The sequence below is a fragment of the Cupriavidus sp. GW822-FHT06G04 genome (assembly GCF_058799075.1).
Genome location: NZ_JBXALD010000004.1, coordinates 388,658 through 404,341, shown reverse-complemented (window position 1 = coordinate 404,341; position 15,684 = coordinate 388,658). Strand labels below are relative to the sequence as shown.

Here is a 15,684-nt window from a genome sequence, read left to right as displayed (position 1 = left end):
GTTACCTCCCGTGGCGGTTGGCATCTTTCTGCAGCGCCGCAGTGATGCGCCAGAGCTGATCGGCGTCGCACCATGCGACTTGGTCAATCTTGAACATATGTGCGGCCATGGCGTCGGCATAGGACCAGGGGCGCTTGGCTTCAGCCAGCAGCGCTTCGATCTTGCCAATGAGCTTCTTACGATCGGCGCGGGTCGGTGTGGGTCGACGGCCGATTTTCTGGGCGGGCTTGAAGCCGCATTTTTCGAGATGGGCTAGGACCTTCGCCGCGCTGAAAGGCGTCAGGTCCTTGGCCGACTTAACGCCGCCCACGCTGTCCAGCATGGCGCGATATGCGTCGTCATCCATCGCTAGCTGTTTCTTGGCGATGTGGATCTTGGCGAGGGTTGTTGCGGCGACCATGTGGCTCACTCCATCGGGTACTTGCGGTCGAGATAGTGCGACCATGCCATGTAGGCAACGACGCTAACGATCAGGACGATCATGACCAGGGAGCACCAGGCGGTGTCTGTCATGGCGCGCGATCCGGCGAGAATGCGACCTTCAGGGCGGCGCGGTATTGGCTCATCGACTGGAAGGTGATGGCATATCCGTCGTGATCGATCACGGCGCGCACTTCCTCGCTGAGCTCCGCCCAGGCGGCGTGTGCGGCCCGGCGCATTGCAACGCGCGTCGTGTCGGGGAAACCTTCCCAGCTTCTGCCCGCCTCCCAGGCTTCGGGGTACATGACCCTGCAGATCGCAATTGCGGCCCGCTCCATGCTTTGTTCTGTCATATCTCTATCCTTGGTTGGGCTGCTCATCAGTGCCAGGCCACCACGCCAGGCAGACACCCGCGCAGGCGGGTGTTTCGCGTCAGGAAACAACAGCCTTGAGGTTGCTACCCGGCTTGAACTTCGGCACCCGGGCTTCGGGAATCCGGATGTCCTCGCCGGTCCTCGGATTGCGCGCGCCACGAGCGGCGCGAGTAACGACACAGAAAGCACCGAAACCCGTTATCGCCACAGTGCCGCCCTTGGCCAGTGTTTGCGTGACTCCGCCGATCACGGCATTGAGAGCGCGCTCAGCTTCTGCCTTACTAAGACCGACTTCGCTCGCGACGTGGGCTACCAGTTCTTGCTTGTTCATGATGTAATCCTTCGTTGGTGAGTGGTTAAATCGCAGGTTCCAGATCTTTCACGAGCGCCTTAGATGTGGCGCTGGCGCTTGCGGCCGCATAGCCGATCGACGTCACCGAAACCGATTCGCAGTGCTTGCAGAAGTGCCTGACCATCGAGCGCACCGATTGCCAGATTGGGAGGTAGATCGTCGACGTCTTGTTGTATTCGGCGATGAACTTCGATCCGTGACGCTTCCCCAAGTCTTTGAGGATCTTGGATTTCTGTGCCGGCTTGAAAAGCTCGACAGTTGTAGGCCGCAGGAACCGCGTCGCCTCTTCGCAGCCACCCCTCGTCCAAACAGCCTTAAACACATCATTCACGTACACCATGAGCTCGTACTTACGCGGGGACTTCTGCTCCACCGCAACAGTGACCTTGTAGCTGTCGCAAGCCAACACGACTCGCCCGAAGGGAGAGGCAAGCTCATATTCGATTGCGGTAATCTGTTCCTTCGTGAGCGTTCCCATGACCGCTCCTTAGATGGCCGCGATGTCGAGCGAGATCGGACGGTACTTCTCGGTGTCTCCGATGCGCTCATACACGCGAACATAGGACTTGGTACCGATGACCTGGACGGAATCGGAGATGGCAAACATCGCTTGCTTCCAGCGGGGGTCCTGAATATCGAGGCGGCGCAGGGAGAGAATGCGGCCGGTATTCAGGTTGCCTTCCTTGTCGGTGTCGAAGGCGCCCTGGATAAGCGATTGGATCTCCGGTCGGGAACCCTCAGTCCATTCGGCCAGCAGTTCGTCGATCACGACCTTCGCAGCCTGCAAACGCTCGTCGAACGTAATGTTTTCGGCGCGTTGGATCTGGATCTTGTATTGGCCATCGAAGCTGTGCAGTGTGACGTTGCCTTTGGCGCCGCCGACCTTCGCCCCGTATTCCTCGGCCGACATCGAGATGAACGCCTCGGTGTCGCCAAACACGCGCTTCTTGAAGTCAGCCAGCGCGGCGTGATGTGTCTTAGCGATGCCGACAAGTTCCGTGACAATTTGGTCGCGGGCGCGATCGATCGGTTTCACCATGCTTTCGTGGATCAGACGGCCGCGCGCGTCTTTTACGTAGCCGGCTGGGATAGTTGCTTCGCTCATGGGGTTTCCTGTTGAATATTGGTATCTGCCTTGCGGCTCTTGGCGGCGCGCAGTGCTTGCTGACGCAAGGCCGGATCAACGGCGGAGCGCGGTGCCGTGGTATGGCTGGTGATGGGCTGCACACGCGCAACCGGTGTACCGAAGCCGGCGTGGCCAGCCCGCTGCGCTTCGGTAGTGCGTTCGACGCTGGCTGCTGCCTTGTTGGAGAAGCCTGCGACGATGGCGCACAGGTAGCCATGGGACTTGAGGGGCAGCCGCAAGCCACCGGCCGCGCCTGCGTCACGGCGGGCGAGCATCTCCTCAAATGCTTGGCACCAGTAATCCATCGGCGCGGGCCACTCCCGGCCATGCGCGTCGCGCACGATGCCTGCTTTGATCATTGGCACGAGTTCACCTAGGATCGACGCCACGCGCTCGTAGCGCATATCAGTCTTTTCCGGGGCGAACAGGCCGACATAGGCCAGCATCGGCCGCAGCAATTTGCTTGCCGCAGGGTGAGCGTTGAGTAGGTGCTGGACCGATTCGCGCACGCCCTCGTGCGCGAACACAACCTCCACCGTCAGCTCATTGCGGCAGCAAGGGCAGCGGAAAGACGGCATCGGCATCAGGCAACTCCTGCCGCGCGCATCACCTGGTCGACGTTGATGCGGTCGAGATAGGCCACCAACTGGCGGGTGCCATCCGGCCGCAGAGAAACGGTCTTGCGGCCATCGTTGATAGTGAGCTCGCCGCGCGACGACAGCGAGAAGCTGACATCCGAAGGGCCGGTCTTCGCACCGACGTCCCCCTTAACCATGCGCTGGCGAGGCGTGAGCGTTTCATCGGGAGGATTCTCGGCATTGACGCGATACGCATTGACTTGGCGGCTGCCGTGCTCAGTGGCCACTTTCTCGACCAGGATCTCACCGCGATCGATCTCGCCTGTTATGTAGGCGGACGGGTTATCGATCGTCGTCATGTCGACCAACTCGGGGGTACGGATACCCGGATGGGCTTTAATGGCGGCGATCAGAACTTGTTTGTTGGATGGCGTGCTCATACTGGCTCCTTATGTCGTGATACGCGGTGCGCGGGCAGCCGTGTCGGCGTGCTTCGCGGTGGAAATCTGGCCGGCTTGGTAGGCCAGGATGGCCACCAGGAGCGTCCAGACAGCGGCGCCCAGGCGGGTGTGCAGAAACGCACGAAGGGAGAAAGGCTTCTTCACTTGGCGCCTCCGGAAAGCTGTTGCAGGCGGGCGGTCAGGGCGTCGCGATCGCACTTGTGTACGAACTGCAGGCGAATCCAGTTGTTCTCCTGGCTTTCGAGCTCGTCGCGCAGCCATGCCAGTTCGCGCTGCGCGCGATCGGCCTCGCGGTCGATGGCCTGCAGTTGGCGGTAGATGCGCAAGCGCGCGAGGCACCGCCGCAGCTCCGCGCGCATGGTGCGAAAACAATCGCGCAGCTCTGTCGCGACGGGGCTGTCACGGCGTAGAATTTCTGGCAGTACAACAGCGCCGCGCTTGAGCGGTGCGTGGGGTTGCTTGCTATTCATGCTGGCTCCTGGCTGAGGTCGATCTGCGGTGCGCCGACTATGGGAAGCGGCAGCGTCTTGGTGTCGATAGCTGTCATAGGCAAGTCCTTCGCCGGCGCAGGTTTGTAGCGGCAGTCCTGACACGCCTTCCAGTGGTTAAGCTGAAGGGGGTTATGCGTCGGCGCCGTGCGCAGCGCCTTCTCGCGGCAGTTGGTCGCGCCGACCGTCTGCCCGTTGAAGGGACATTCGATCTGTTCGAACGCTTGGCGGAAGCGGATCTCGAAACGATCCGTTTTTGCTCCACCATTGCCGTACTCGCCCAAGCCGTTAAGGAGAACCGTCAGAGTCGAGCGCGACACGCCCAGACGTTCGGCAACCCTCTGCTGGGTGCTTGCCTTGACCTCGCGCTGCAGGGAAATGAACCAGTCCGCGTCCATGTAAGCGGGGCGGGGTTTCGTCTCAGAGCGCATCTTCGAACTCCTTCGTATCCGTCCACATCACGCGGTTTTCGTTAGGATCGAAGACGGCCTTCGTGCGCTGGACCATCGGGGCACGCGGGCCGGTGTACATCCGAGCGATGAGGGTGTAGCGCGCCGGAGCAGCGTTGCGGCCCTTGACAGCGGGTTTCGTGCATTGCAGATAGCCCGCTGCCGCCAGCGCGAGGACGTAGGTCTTCGCCGTCTCTTCGCTAATGCGGTTCTCCGACGTGCTGGCAAATGCCGCGAGCTCGCGAAAGTTAAAGTCCTTGCGCTCGAACATGCGGCGCATCGTCCCCCACATGGCCTCGTTACCCGCGCCCTGGACGACCAGCTCCCCGTTCCTTCTAATACGGGGTGCCTCGACGCCGTTATCCCGGACGAGACGGTAAGTCCTGCGGGCCATGATGGCGCCGCTGCCTACCTTCTCCTCCGCGATAACCGCGACGAACTTTGCCTTGAGCAAGGCACGGATGTAGTCTTGGATGATGCTTTCCATGCCGCAGAGGGCTTCCGCCACAGACTCCTGGGTGAAGCTGCGACGCTGGGCGCGGATTGCTTCCCACACGCGCTGGCGCGGAGACTTCCCGCCCTTCATTTCGAGAGTTGCGGGCCTACGCGGCATGGTTCCCTCCCTTGGTAGACCGGAGCATGTCGCGCATGGCCTGCAACTGGTGAATCAGCCCGTCGATGTCAGCAGCGGTGAGGGGAATGGTGACCAGGACGCGCTGGTGGCGGCGGGAGCCGGTAAGTGTCACATCGAGCGACGCGCCGCATTGATCCGTCGACAGCGTGGTCTGAATCACGCCGCGAGCCTTGATCTCTGGCGCATCCGAGCGGCCGATCTGATAGTGGCAGTGCTCGAAGCTGGAAAACGTCAGGGTGCCGGCGTTCATCACAGCCTCCGTTCCGGAGCGCGGCCGGTATAGATGGCGACCTTCTCCATGTCGGCGACCGTGCATACGTCGATGCCGTAGGTCAGGCAGTGCTCGTGCAGTTGGGTGAGGTTGACCGACACCCGGCGTACCGAGCCTTTCGCGGCCTGCACCAGGTGGGCGAGCACATCCGGGCTCAACTCGACGTTGGGCGCGTAGATGGCAGCAAGCTGCACAGCATCCTCGACCGTTACAGGCTGGGCCGGTGCCCAGGTCAGCACGCGCGAGTGGAAGCGCTCCCATTGCTCCAGCTTCTTGGGAAGCAGCTCCTCGCCGACCAGCAGCAGAGAGCCTTGCGAGCCTTCGTAGATGTCACGCGCCAGTTCGATAAGCGAGTCCGACTTCGTGGCGTAGTCGAATTCATCCAGGATCAAAGTGCGGCGTGAGGTGCTCAACTGCTCGCAGACCATGTCCAGCAACGCGGGGACGGTTGCCTTGCCGTGCTTAACTCCCATCTCGAACAGGATTTTTTCGAGCAGAGACTTCGAGCGCCAGGCGCTGCGCATCTGGACGTAGTAGGCTCGGCTTTCGATAGCCAGGACGTTGGTGGCAAACGTCTTGCCCCATCCAGCCGGGCCATACAGGACCGCCATACCGGGCAGGCCCGAGCGGCGCGTGTCCAGGCGCTCCAGCGTCGCCGAGACCAGGTCGAGCGTGCCGATGTTGGCCACGCCGCCCGCTGCTCGGGGAGTCGTATGTTTGCCTGCGTTGGTGTTTTTGACCATAATGAATCTGCCTTTTTGGGTTACAGAGAGGCGTGCCGGATGGGTGCCACCATGCCGGTGCCGTTGGACGACGCCGCCTGGGTTCCTTCCAGGTGGCGTTTTTTCATGGATGCGTGTTCGGCCGTCTGCGGATAAGTGCCGTAGAAGCGGAGCAGGCGCGGTTCGTCAATCGCCCCTCCATTGGCGACGACTTGGTCGAGCTCCAGCCACTTGCGGAAGCGCAGTTGCGGCGTTTCCGGGATGGCGTGGACGTTGAGGGCCGGCGAGGCTTCCGCCGGAGTGGGTTCGACTTGCTTTCGCTTGTTGAGAATCTGTTGCAGGTCTGCCGGCACGGGTGTGCCGGCACTCCGGCCGGTCAGCGCGCGGCGCGCGGCACCCGCGGCAGCCAGAGCGCTGGTCTCGTGGGCGACGCTCGGCGCTGGCAGCGTTGTGAGCTTGCCGGTGGCTTCGGCGCGGCTGCGAAGCAGCGATTGGATGGCATCGTCCGGGTTGACCTTGGTCGACTTCGCAGCCCTGCGTTGCTCCTGGATATTGGCGCGCTGCATTTGGCGGGCATGCGCGGCGATTTCCTTGCGGGATACACCAGTGCGCTCGGGACAGACTGCGATGCACACGAATGCGCCTTCGTGGTAGACCACCAGTTCGCCGAGATCCTCGCCCTGGCGCACATCGACGTCGCGGCCGACGTACAGACCCAGTTCGGGCGCGATATAGTTGGCGCCCTCGATCGTCAATCCCTTCTTTGTGACCACATAGGTGCCCTTGCCGGCCGGCGGGGCGAGCAAAATGTCCAGGGCACGCTCGTCGCTGATCCGGCGGATTTCTCCGCGATAGGAAGCTGCCTGGGCAAATGGCGTAGTGCCCAAGTTTCCGTGCTCGCGTTGCTCATACGTGCCTTGCAGCCAATCATTGATGAGGCTCTGCAGCTGTCCGGCAGGCATGGCTAGCTCGACCACTTGGTCTTTTTTGAACAAGCGCTCTGCGAAGGTCTTGCGCGCCTCGATCGCCGACCGTTCGGCGACGTTGTGGCCGACGAACGACGACAGAGCTTCGAGGTTGGAATGCAGGATGCTCTGGATGCCGCGCTCGACGTGGGGCTTCTCCCAGGGCGAGAACGGGTTGGTAGTGTGGTGGTCGATGTCGAGCTGGCGCAGGGTCTCAGTGAACTCGCGGCTCTGGTAGTCCTTGCCGTTGTCGGTGACGATCTCTTCGGGCAGGCCCCAAGCCAGAAGCGCCACGCGCAGCGCAAACTTGTGGGTCTCCGTCTTCGGCGTGGGCGCGAGGACCGCGATCATGCGACGGCTGAACACGTCGACCACCACGGAGGCGGTGTAGCGGCGTTGTTTGCCGTCTTCGTCGGTCAGCATCCAATCTGCCGGCGTGGCGTCCATCTCCCAACGCTGGTTAAGGCGCACGACATCGGCCGACGCGTCGCCGAAGGCCGTCATATGGCGGTTCTTCCATTGGTCGGGGTTGGTCGACGCTGTAAGCAGCTCGTCGTTCCGTGCCTTCCACGCCTTGAGAAACCGATAGGTCTGGTGGTAGGTCGGTACGTTAAACAGCGGCGCACCGGTCTTTTCATCGCGTGCCGAGGCTTCGATCAGGTCGAGCAGGCTTTGTACGGCCAGGTGCGGACGCTCGATCAAGAGCGCGATCGTGACCTTTTCCAGCATGGGCTGGGTGGTGAACACGTTGACGTCCTTGCGGAGGCGCCCGTCGTTCTCATCAATGAGACCGGCTATGCCGTCGCGCTCGTAATCCAGCACCCAGCGCTGGACCGAACGGGCGGACACCTTCGGAAAGACGACGATGACCTCGTACGGCAGCTGCAGCGCGCGGCTGTTGTACGCCTGGGCATATGCCTCCCAGCTGATTGAGCGGCTCATGGGCTGGGCGGCGGCGAACCACTGTTCCCAACTACGGACGATAGAGAACCGGCCGTCCAAACGCGCCTTAACGCCCTCGGACATGGATTCGAGCAGTTTCCTGAGATTGGCTTCACCTTTCAAACCGCGTTCAGCGGCCTTGTCGGCGGCGGCTCGGCGCACAGCGGCGATCGCAGCGTCCACTGCAGCGGCCTCAGTAGCGCGCTGGCTCAGTTGGGTGTGCCGATCCACAGCTCTGCGCACGTCAGATGGCAGGTCAGCGAGGTTGAACAGCTTGCGCCGACCGCCTCGGGCTGCTTCGACCGAGTACGGCCAATTTTCGCGGCGCGCCCGGTCATCGGCCGCCTGCCTGGCAACACGTAATGCTGCCGCGATATCCCTAATGGAGTGCATCACTTACGGCCCCCGATTCGCTTTACCTCTTCGTCGGCGAGCCTGTCGATGTGCGATTTGGGGAGTGAGCGACGAGCTTCGGTCAGCCGATCAGCAATCAAACGTTGCTGCATGGTCAGCATCCCGATTTCCGCCAGTTTGGCGGCTTCGCCCTGGTACACCTTGCAGCCGCACGCAGCAGCGAGAATTTCGAGCAAACGGAAGTCGCCGGTGGCGACGACGAGCGCGGGGATTGCTTCGGCGGGTAGGCGCCAGTTTTCAGCGCTGGGCGCGCAATACCGATCAAGCATGTTCTTGGTCAGGTCGTGATTCGACAGGCGGGAGACCTGGGCCGCAATGTCGTGGCGATCCTTGCCGCCGGCCGTTGCTGCCGCGAGGGAGTTAGCCAGAGCCTCACGTACAGCCATGGCGACATCGAGGCTGCCGGCTTCGTTGTTGGGTTTTGGGGGCACTTCGAAAAAGGACAGTTCAAGCTGGTTGGCCGCCTTTGCCTGATTTGCTCGCCGTTTCATATGTCAAATCCTCGGGACGGGTCGTGGTTAAGCCGCCACCGCACTTTCAACATTGCGATGGTTAAGTGCGCTGATAGACTTACGGGTAGACCAGCGGCCAATGCCGCGCTGATTGCGACCGCTCTTGGGGTTGCCATCGGTGTCGTAGCGGCTGGGCCAGATTTCGGCGGCAGTAACGCCGAGGGCGCGCGCGATGATTTGCTCCGCGCCTGGCCAGGGGTTGTCCAGGACCGCTTTGAGCGAACCGGGGGCGTAACCGTGCTGGAGGCTGAGCTGGCGCAGTGAGTAGCCAGCCTTCTCCAGAGCCGCCTTGATGTCGACTCGATGCCAGTCCTTGTTCTCAGCAAGGGCTGGTTTTTTTGAGGTGTTTAACTTGTCCATGAGCGCAAACATAACAGGAACCTGTTAGATAAACAACAGGTTTCTGCTGCTTGCAGCTTCGGAAATTGGTATGCAAATGACAGAAACCTGCTATCTGCCTGATTCCTATGGGTTTTCGGCGAAGCTGCAAGCGATGCTCGAAAGCTGCAAGGCGCTTGCAGCTTTCGGCTCGGAAAGGTGCAAGCCATGACTGCGCTGGCAGATCGAATCCGAACCTGCGCTGAGAAGGTCGGCGGGGGGGATGCTCTTGCACGGAAAACCGGCATTCCCCGTAGCACTCTGGAGACCTATCTGACGGGGAAGGCGGAACCTAAGGCAAGCCGGATAGCAGAAATCTGTGAGGCGGCCGCTGTGAGCGCGGATTGGTTGGTCTCAGGCAAGCAGCCCTCTAGCCACGCGGCACCAGGTGTGACAGCTGGTATCCAGACCCAAGACCTACAAACGCTGATCCTGATTGTTCAGCGATTGGAGGAAATGATTGCCGATAGGGGCTTGGAGGTAACCGTAGAGAAACGGGGCGAGCTGGCGCTACTTCTCTTCGAATACGTGCGGGAAACGGGGAAGTTGGAGCCAGAACGAGTGGAGCGATACCTGCGACTTGTGGCCTGACTGGTACGCACTTTCGGAGGGTATGCAACCGATGGTTTTTTTCGGTAAGTTATTGAAGCCAAAGGCTTTTTTGCAAAGTGCGTACTTCATCTTGGAAGTGCGTACATCGTTCGCACTTTCCGAGTCAGCATACGAGTGGGAGGTGCGGCAATAAACGGGGCCAAGGGCTCCGTTTTTTTTGGGTCGAGCCTTCGGGCTCATTTGAAGGAGCGGTATCGTGGTGGAAGAAGCGCGACAGCGCCTTGAAGCACAGCTGAACGAGTTACTGGGGCCTCGGAGGTCCCAAGCAGCACCAGGCCAGAATCCTGGCTCAGTCTTGAACTTCAACGGCGGCACAGTATTTATCGGTGACGGCAACCGGGTGAATAACGTTTTCCGGGTCCAGCCCAAGATCACCGTGGTTCAGACGGGCTGCGGCGTCCTGGATGCCGCGCAGAAGCGTCGTCTCCTTGATCTACGAGACCAAATCGTAGGCGTATCAAGGGTTCTAGAGGGGCAGCAGGTCACGCCCGCAGCCGTCATGCGGCGGTTAAATTCCCACATGAACGTCAATTCCTACGCGGAAATACCCGCCGGCCTGTTCGATCGCGCCGAGAACTATCTCGTCCGGTGGCGGGCGCGCCTGGAGGGCATGCCTGGTGCTACCAAGTCTGCCGGCTGGCGCGACAGGCGCGTCCAAGCTATCCATGCGCGCTGCAAAGAGCTCCGCTGCGATCGCTGGCGGCTTAACTACATGCGCAAGGTCTTCGGAAAGGTGTCGGTGATCGATCTGTCGAACGACGAGATCGACAAGCTCTACCGAGCCGTCATGGATAGGAAGTAGTCACGGGCGCCCGTTCTGTGCCAATCAGCGTGCAAAACCTGTTCACGAATCGCTCGTTTTTTGACTGTTTTGTGCCACACGGCGCAGAACGGGGAAACTGGCTGAAAGCCTTGCGGTTGCTGGCTTTACGGCGTTTTTTTGTTGTTTCTCTGTTATGCCAAACTAAGCGCTACCCCACAAATCTCCTCCCAGCGCCGTCAGCCGCGCGCGCCGCCCGCATCGCACGCTCCGTGCACAGTCTCCCGTCACCTGTTGGCATAGTCTGACTATCCTGCTTGCAGATGCAGCGGGAACATCATCGCGATCCTGCTGCCGAACTTTCCATCATGACTCTCAGCGGAGGCATCTCATGCAATCGGAAGACTGGCGCGTCGAAGGCTATCGCGGCATGGACGCATACGTACTGGTGACATCGCATCACGATGCGTCCGCCGGCGCGGTTGGCGACACGCAGACCTGGGGTTATGAGGTGCGCGTCGCGCAGGAGGGCACGGATCCAAGCGATGCAGGTGATACCGAAGTGCTTTCCGGTGGCACGCACGTTTTTGCTTCGCGGCATGCGGCGGAAGTCGCGGCGTTCGGTGCGGCTTACGCGCTGATCGACAAACTCTTGGGCCCAGCACGCTGAGTCCATCAAGCGTCGGTGATCCAATCCAATCGCGCTGCAAAGTTCCTTGCAAAACATGCAATGTCCCATATCAATGCCCCCGCTCGTTGATTGGCTGCAGATTGATCGAGATCATTTTTGATTTGGCAGCCCGCTCCTAGTCTGAAACTGATGCGCGCCTAGTGCGCGCCAGCAGCAGAAAAACAGGAGCGCACCATGCCAGAGTACGAAGATTTCACGATCGTCTATGAAGTGATGGCGTTGCCGAAGGACAAGTGGGCCATCCTCGTCGAGATCATTCGTCGCGAGGATGGCGCGGTTCTGATGGCGCGGCACAACCCATTCGCCCGCCAGCCGTTCGACACCAAGCTCGAAGCGCTGGACCACGTGAACCGTTATGTCGCCGAGACGGTGAAGAGCCTCGAAGAGGATATCGCCGCGAAGCGGCGCCGCATCGCATGAGCGCAGGCCTGACGATGCATGCAAAACGCCCTCGGCAAAACGATGCGAGGGCGTTTTCTCGTTTATGGTGCATATAATGCTTGCCACGTGCGCCATATTGCGGCATAATCTCTTTTCTCAGACGCGGGGTGGAGCAGTCTGGCAGCTCGTCGGGCTCATAACCCGAAGGTCGTAGGTTCAAATCCTACCCCCGCAACCAAGACCTTTGGTCTGGTAACAAGAGATTCAGTAGTTCTCTCGACCGTTCGGTCAAATCTTCTCGAAGTAAATATCCCGAATACATAGCGCAGCAGTGAAGTAGCGCGATGGTCCTCCTCGCAGAGGCAGAGTTCGCTTGCTCCTCTTGTCGTGCGCGCGCATCGATGCGCGCGATTGCTATGCCATGGCTCGCGCTGACGTCTCGCTACGGGATGACTTCAGGGTTTGATCATCGATGCGGCCGCGGCGAATGTGTCGCGCACTTGCGGCTGCGATTCGCGCTCGGCAGATTCGGCGCGGTCTGTCAGGCGCGCAGCCAGTACGGCGAGATTGTCGCCCTTGCATTGCTGCCGGGCTTCCTGCATCAGCTGCGATAGCTCCTGTCCCACATCGGCGCCATCAAACGCGCTGACGGACAGCGCCGACACACGTTCCAGGTAATTGTTGACCAGCGCTTCGTCATGTTGCGGTTCGGGCATGAGGGCTCCTTGTCCAACACGGAAAAAACACTGCGGTGATGTGCCAGGACGTGCTAGCGGCGGAACGGCAGTTGCGGCGGTGCTGCAACGCGCCGGCGCGCCGGCTTCAGTACGCGGTTTGGCCACAACACATAGTTGGTATGCGGATCCATTGGCTTGCCGAAATAGGACACCCACACCTGAACGCCTTGCTCCGTTTCCGAGACGATGGCGGCGACTGCGCGCGCCGCGACGGACGGAGACTTCAGCAGGTCCGCCAGCGCTTCCACGCCTTGGACCACATGGTGCTTCACCCCTCTGAACCACACGTATTGACGCATGGCTGCAAGAAAACGCTTGGTCATGAATGGTTGCTCTTCTCGTTGGCGACGCTAGATGAGACCGCAGCTTACACGGATAGTTGTGACGTTTTTGTAGGGGAGCGTCTGATTTTCCGTGGCACACGACGCGGTGTCGATTCAGGTTCATCGAAGTGACGTCTGTGCCAGTGTGGGGCGCCAAATTGACAAGCTGTTGCGGTTGCCTTAGCTTGGTTGCATATGCTGCACAAATCTGACGTTCCCCGGCTTTGATCCAAGCATGGAGGGTGTGTGGAAAGTGTGTCGGAAGTTGAAAAGCGGCGCGGGCATGGCAAATCCCTCCGCCAAAAAGTGCCTCGGCGCGCGCATGAGGCGATCGGCAACGTCGACCGCGATCCCATCCGGCTCCTGGAGCAGAGCAGCGCCGGGCGCGTCGAGCGGCTGATACCGCTGCGGTACGGGCGGATGATTGCCTCGCCGTTCACGTTCTATCGCGGCAGCGCCATCATCCAGGCCCACGATCTGGCAGGCACGCCAAATTCCAGTCTGACGCTGCAAATCTGCGGCGACTGTCATTTGTCGAATTTTGGCGGTTTCGCCACACCGGAACGCGCGCTGCTGTTCGACGTCAACGATTTCGATGAAACTAGCCCAGGCCCATGGGAATGGGACCTCAAACGCCTCGCCGCCAGCTTTGTGGTGGCGGCGCGCCATCTGAAACACAGCGCGGCGGCGGCCGACGAGATGGTCTTCGAGGTGGTGAACAGCTACCGCAACCACATGGCCGACTATGCGGAAATGGGGGTGCTCGATACCTGGTATGACCACATCACCTTCGAGCGTCTGCTCGAGATCTCGATCGATCCGGAAGTCCAGAAACGCATTCGGCGCGCGATGGAACGCGCATCGGCTCGCACCCACGAGGCGCTCTTGCCGAAGCTGACCGAGCGGGAAGGCGAGCGCTGGCGCATCCTCGACGCGCCGCCGGCCATCTTCCACGTGCGCGGCGAGCAAACGCTGTTCGATGCGAAGGATGACTGGCTCAGCATCGACGATCCCGCTACGGTCGTGCAAGAGTGCTTTCGCGATTACACCCGCACGCTGGCACCGGACCGTCAGCAGTTGCTGGCCCACTTCAAGCTTCACGACATGGCGTTCAAGGTGGTTGGCGTCGGCAGCGTGGGCACGCGCTGTCTGATCCAGTTGATGATCGACAGCCACGGCAAGCCGCTGTTCCTGCAGGTCAAGGAAGCGACAAAGTCGGTGGTCGCGCGCTTCTTCAAGTCGCCGGCGGTGCGGCACGAAGGTCAGCGCGTGGTGGAAGGGCAGCGACTGATGCAGGCGGCCAGCGATCCGTTCCTGGGCTGGTCCAACGGGCCATTCGGGCGACATTTTTACTTGCGCCAGCTCCGCGACATGAAGTTCTCCGCCGACATCGAGCTGATGGACGCCCAAATGCTGGCGATGTACGGCCGCGTCTGCGGCTGGGTGTTAGCGCGCGCGCACGCCAAGGCGGGCGGGCTGGCGCCCGAGATCAGCGGATACCTTGGCACCAGCGATCGCATGGCGGAATCGATGGTGGCGTACTCTAACGCGTATGCGGATCAGGTCGAACGCGACTACGAGGTCTTCGTCAAAGCGTGCCGTTCCGGGCGCCTGGAAGCCCGCACCGATACCGACATGACCGCCGACTTCCGGGTGTGAACCGAGGCGATGCCTTCAGGAGCTTGCCAATGACCGAAGATATGCTGCTGCAGCTGATGGTCGAAGTGGAAAAGGCCGATCCCATCGACTATGCCAACCTGCCGTTCGACGATGAGGCGCTGCGCGCGCTGGCGTGCAAGCTTATCGCCGAACGGTCGATCGAACTGGAAGCCTCGGGGCTGTCGCAGGAGGCGCTGGTGGCGACGCTGTGGGCCTCCACGGCCAAGCTGGTGCTCGAGAATATCGTTCTCAACGCGCGCCTGCTGACGCTGCAAGGCAAGCCCGAAGATGCGCGCGTGCTGATCGACCGGATTTCCCGCCAGTCGCGCGGCAAATCCTGACGCGCAAAACCTTGACGCGGCCCGTGCATCACACGGTGCGCGGGGGGCGGCGATTCGCTAAAATAGCGCCTTGCCGCCGGAAGGGTCAGTGTTCCCTGGGGCGGAGTCTGTCCTGGAGGAATTTCGGGTGATCAAATGGATAATCGTCGCGGCCTACCTGGGTGCCATCCTGTATGTGCACTTCCGCGGCAAGGTTAGGCTGCCCTTCATGCGGCAGATGCTTGACCACTCGGCCTTGGTGGCGCCGGTCAACTGCTTCATGTACATGTTTTCCGGGGTGCCGCGTACGCCGTACATTCCGGTCGAACGTTTCCCTGAACTCGAGAAGCTGCGCAGCGCGTGGCCGCAGATTCGCGACGAGGGCCTGGCCCTGATCGCGATGCGCAAGATCAAGGCGGCCGACAAGAACGATGACGCGGGCTTCAACTCGTTTTTCAAGTACGGCTGGAAGCGCTTCTACCTGAAGTGGTACGAAGCGCACCATCCGTCGGCCGAGACGTTATGCCCGAATACCGTGGCGCTGCTGCGCGAGATGCCGTCGGTCAAGGCGGCGATGTTCGCGGAACTGCCGCCGGGCGGCAAGCTGAACCCGCACCGCGATCCGTTTGCGGGGTCGCTGCGCTATCACCTGGGCTTGTCCACGCCGAACGATGACCGCTGCTTCATCGAAGTCGATGGCGAGCGCCACAGCTGGCGCGATGGCCAGGGCGTGGTGTTCGACGAGACCTATCTGCACTGGGCCGAGAACAAGAGCGACACCGATCGACTGATCCTGTTCTGCGATATCGAGCGTCCGATGCGCTACCGCTGGGCTGCGGCCGTCAATCACTGGATGGGCCGCAAGGTCATGACGGCGGCCAGCTCCCCGAATGAGGAATCGGACCAGACCGGCGCCATCAACAAGCTGTTCCGCTTTGTCTGGCTCGGCGGCCAATATCGCCGCCGCTTCAAGTCGTGGAACAAGAACGTGTACTACGTGACCAAGTTTGGTCTGATCATTGGCGGCATCGCGTTGATCGTGTTCCTTTGATCCGCAGGTGACGGCTCGAAGAAAAAAACCGGCAGCTCGCTGCCGGTTTTTTTCTTGCCCTCGC

At 61.0% G+C, this 15,684-nt stretch carries 25 protein-coding genes, 1 tRNA gene and 1 other RNA gene; 8 read left to right on the top strand and 19 right to left on the bottom strand.

Annotated elements, in window-relative coordinates; all coding sequences use genetic code 11:
• Position 1: 1 nt before the first annotated feature.
• The 17 genes from AC1RKI_RS12280 to AC1RKI_RS12200 form a co-directional block, all read right to left on the bottom strand.
• On the bottom strand, positions 2-400 hold the full coding sequence (locus tag AC1RKI_RS12280) for a gp16 family protein (protein WP_404991348.1): 399 nt from the start codon (positions 398-400) through the stop codon (positions 2-4).
• Positions 401-509: 109 nt separating this feature from the next.
• The gene (locus tag AC1RKI_RS12275; RefSeq protein ID WP_404991349.1) at positions 510-773 is read right to left on the bottom strand and encodes a hypothetical protein; all 264 of its coding nucleotides are present in this window, start codon (positions 771-773) and stop codon (positions 510-512) included.
• A 13-nt stretch (positions 774-786) separates the two neighbouring features.
• An RNA gene (locus tag AC1RKI_RS12270) (hammerhead ribozyme type II) lies at positions 787-853 on the bottom strand.
• Entirely contained in the window at positions 853-1,125 is a 273-nt protein-coding gene (locus tag AC1RKI_RS12265; protein ID WP_404991350.1) for an HU family DNA-binding protein, read from the bottom strand. The genes AC1RKI_RS12270 and AC1RKI_RS12265 overlap by 1 nt, the downstream gene beginning before the upstream one ends.
• A gap of 25 nt (positions 1,126-1,150) precedes the next feature.
• Positions 1,151-1,624, bottom strand: coding sequence for a hypothetical protein (locus tag AC1RKI_RS12260; protein ID WP_404991351.1), 474 nt, complete (start codon positions 1,622-1,624; stop codon positions 1,151-1,153).
• Between the two features lie 9 nt (positions 1,625-1,633).
• The gene (locus AC1RKI_RS12255; protein WP_404991352.1) at positions 1,634-2,251 is read right to left on the bottom strand and encodes a DUF3164 family protein; all 618 of its coding nucleotides are present in this window, start codon (positions 2,249-2,251) and stop codon (positions 1,634-1,636) included.
• Positions 2,248-2,856, bottom strand: a complete 609-nt coding sequence (locus AC1RKI_RS12250; RefSeq protein ID WP_404991353.1) for an HI_1489 N-terminal domain-containing protein — start codon at positions 2,854-2,856, stop codon at positions 2,248-2,250. Before AC1RKI_RS12250 ends, AC1RKI_RS12255 begins: the two co-directional genes overlap by 4 nt.
• Positions 2,856-3,290: a hypothetical protein gene (locus tag AC1RKI_RS12245; RefSeq protein WP_404991354.1), complete on the bottom strand. Its 435-nt coding sequence runs from the start codon at positions 3,288-3,290 to the stop codon at positions 2,856-2,858. Before AC1RKI_RS12245 ends, AC1RKI_RS12250 begins: the two co-directional genes overlap by 1 nt.
• A 9-nt stretch (positions 3,291-3,299) precedes the next feature.
• On the bottom strand, positions 3,300-3,455 hold the full coding sequence (locus tag AC1RKI_RS12240) for a hypothetical protein (RefSeq protein ID WP_404991355.1): 156 nt from the start codon (positions 3,453-3,455) through the stop codon (positions 3,300-3,302).
• On the bottom strand, positions 3,452-3,781 hold the full coding sequence (locus AC1RKI_RS12235) for a hypothetical protein (RefSeq protein WP_404991356.1): 330 nt from the start codon (positions 3,779-3,781) through the stop codon (positions 3,452-3,454). The genes AC1RKI_RS12240 and AC1RKI_RS12235 overlap by 4 nt, the downstream gene beginning before the upstream one ends.
• Positions 3,778-4,230: a MarR family transcriptional regulator gene (locus tag AC1RKI_RS12230; RefSeq protein WP_404991357.1), complete on the bottom strand. Its 453-nt coding sequence runs from the start codon at positions 4,228-4,230 to the stop codon at positions 3,778-3,780. Before AC1RKI_RS12230 ends, AC1RKI_RS12235 begins: the two co-directional genes overlap by 4 nt.
• On the bottom strand, positions 4,220-4,834 hold the full coding sequence (locus tag AC1RKI_RS12225) for a hypothetical protein (protein ID WP_404991358.1): 615 nt from the start codon (positions 4,832-4,834) through the stop codon (positions 4,220-4,222). Before AC1RKI_RS12225 ends, AC1RKI_RS12230 begins: the two co-directional genes overlap by 11 nt.
• A gap of 16 nt (positions 4,835-4,850) precedes the next feature.
• Positions 4,851-5,132, bottom strand: a complete 282-nt coding sequence (locus AC1RKI_RS12220) for a hypothetical protein (RefSeq protein WP_404991359.1) — start codon at positions 5,130-5,132, stop codon at positions 4,851-4,853.
• Positions 5,132-5,896, bottom strand: a complete 765-nt coding sequence (locus tag AC1RKI_RS12215; protein WP_404991360.1) for an AAA family ATPase — start codon at positions 5,894-5,896, stop codon at positions 5,132-5,134. The genes AC1RKI_RS12220 and AC1RKI_RS12215 overlap by 1 nt, the downstream gene beginning before the upstream one ends.
• A 20-nt stretch (positions 5,897-5,916) precedes the next feature.
• Positions 5,917-8,175 (bottom strand): TnsB C-terminal domain-containing protein, encoded by a 2,259-nt coding sequence (locus AC1RKI_RS12210; RefSeq protein WP_404993553.1) that lies wholly within the window; start codon positions 8,173-8,175, stop codon positions 5,917-5,919.
• The gene (locus AC1RKI_RS12205) at positions 8,175-8,687 is read right to left on the bottom strand and encodes a hypothetical protein (RefSeq protein ID WP_404991361.1); all 513 of its coding nucleotides are present in this window, start codon (positions 8,685-8,687) and stop codon (positions 8,175-8,177) included. The genes AC1RKI_RS12210 and AC1RKI_RS12205 overlap by 1 nt, the downstream gene beginning before the upstream one ends.
• A 27-nt stretch (positions 8,688-8,714) precedes the next feature.
• Complete coding sequence (locus AC1RKI_RS12200) at positions 8,715-9,080, bottom strand: helix-turn-helix domain-containing protein (RefSeq protein WP_404991362.1); 366 nt, start codon at positions 9,078-9,080, stop codon at positions 8,715-8,717.
• 174 nt (positions 9,081-9,254) lie between these two features.
• On the opposite strand from AC1RKI_RS12200, the gene AC1RKI_RS12195 reads away from it, so the two are divergent.
• From AC1RKI_RS12195 to AC1RKI_RS12175, 5 genes are all read left to right on the top strand, one after another.
• Entirely contained in the window at positions 9,255-9,677 is a 423-nt protein-coding gene (locus tag AC1RKI_RS12195) for a helix-turn-helix domain-containing protein (protein WP_404991363.1), read from the top strand.
• Between the two features lie 316 nt (positions 9,678-9,993).
• On the top strand, positions 9,994-10,500 hold the full coding sequence (locus tag AC1RKI_RS12190) for a hypothetical protein (protein WP_404991364.1): 507 nt from the start codon (positions 9,994-9,996) through the stop codon (positions 10,498-10,500).
• 349 nt (positions 10,501-10,849) lie between these two features.
• Positions 10,850-11,128 carry a hypothetical protein gene (locus tag AC1RKI_RS12185; RefSeq protein ID WP_492795488.1) on the top strand — a complete coding sequence of 93 codons (279 nt, stop codon included), beginning with the start codon at positions 10,850-10,852 and terminating at the stop codon, positions 11,126-11,128.
• 195 nt (positions 11,129-11,323) lie between these two features.
• On the top strand, positions 11,324-11,569 hold the full coding sequence (locus AC1RKI_RS12180; protein ID WP_061958493.1) for a hypothetical protein: 246 nt from the start codon (positions 11,324-11,326) through the stop codon (positions 11,567-11,569).
• 122 nt (positions 11,570-11,691) lie between these two features.
• Positions 11,692-11,768 (top strand) — tRNA-Met (locus AC1RKI_RS12175).
• A 217-nt stretch (positions 11,769-11,985) separates the two neighbouring features.
• Here the strand turns inward: AC1RKI_RS12175 and AC1RKI_RS12170 are convergent.
• Together AC1RKI_RS12170 and AC1RKI_RS12165 are read right to left on the bottom strand one after the other, a co-directional pair.
• Complete coding sequence (locus tag AC1RKI_RS12170) at positions 11,986-12,246, bottom strand: hypothetical protein (RefSeq protein WP_061958492.1); 261 nt, start codon at positions 12,244-12,246, stop codon at positions 11,986-11,988.
• A 53-nt stretch (positions 12,247-12,299) separates the two neighbouring features.
• Positions 12,300-12,590 carry a hypothetical protein gene (locus tag AC1RKI_RS12165; RefSeq protein WP_061958491.1) on the bottom strand — a complete coding sequence of 97 codons (291 nt, stop codon included), beginning with the start codon at positions 12,588-12,590 and terminating at the stop codon, positions 12,300-12,302.
• Between the two features lie 306 nt (positions 12,591-12,896).
• On the opposite strand from AC1RKI_RS12165, the gene AC1RKI_RS12160 reads away from it, so the two are divergent.
• From AC1RKI_RS12160 to lpxO, 3 genes are all read left to right on the top strand, one after another.
• Positions 12,897-14,249: a DUF2252 domain-containing protein gene (locus AC1RKI_RS12160; protein ID WP_439709418.1), complete on the top strand. Its 1,353-nt coding sequence runs from the start codon at positions 12,897-12,899 to the stop codon at positions 14,247-14,249.
• A 29-nt stretch (positions 14,250-14,278) separates the two neighbouring features.
• A complete protein-coding gene (locus AC1RKI_RS12155) occupies positions 14,279-14,590 on the top strand; it encodes a hypothetical protein (protein WP_492795485.1) in 312 nt (103 codons plus the stop codon).
• Between the two features lie 127 nt (positions 14,591-14,717).
• On the top strand, positions 14,718-15,620 hold the full coding sequence (gene lpxO / locus AC1RKI_RS12150) for a lipid A hydroxylase LpxO (protein WP_061958489.1): 903 nt from the start codon (positions 14,718-14,720) through the stop codon (positions 15,618-15,620).
• Positions 15,621-15,684: the final 64 nt, after the last annotated feature.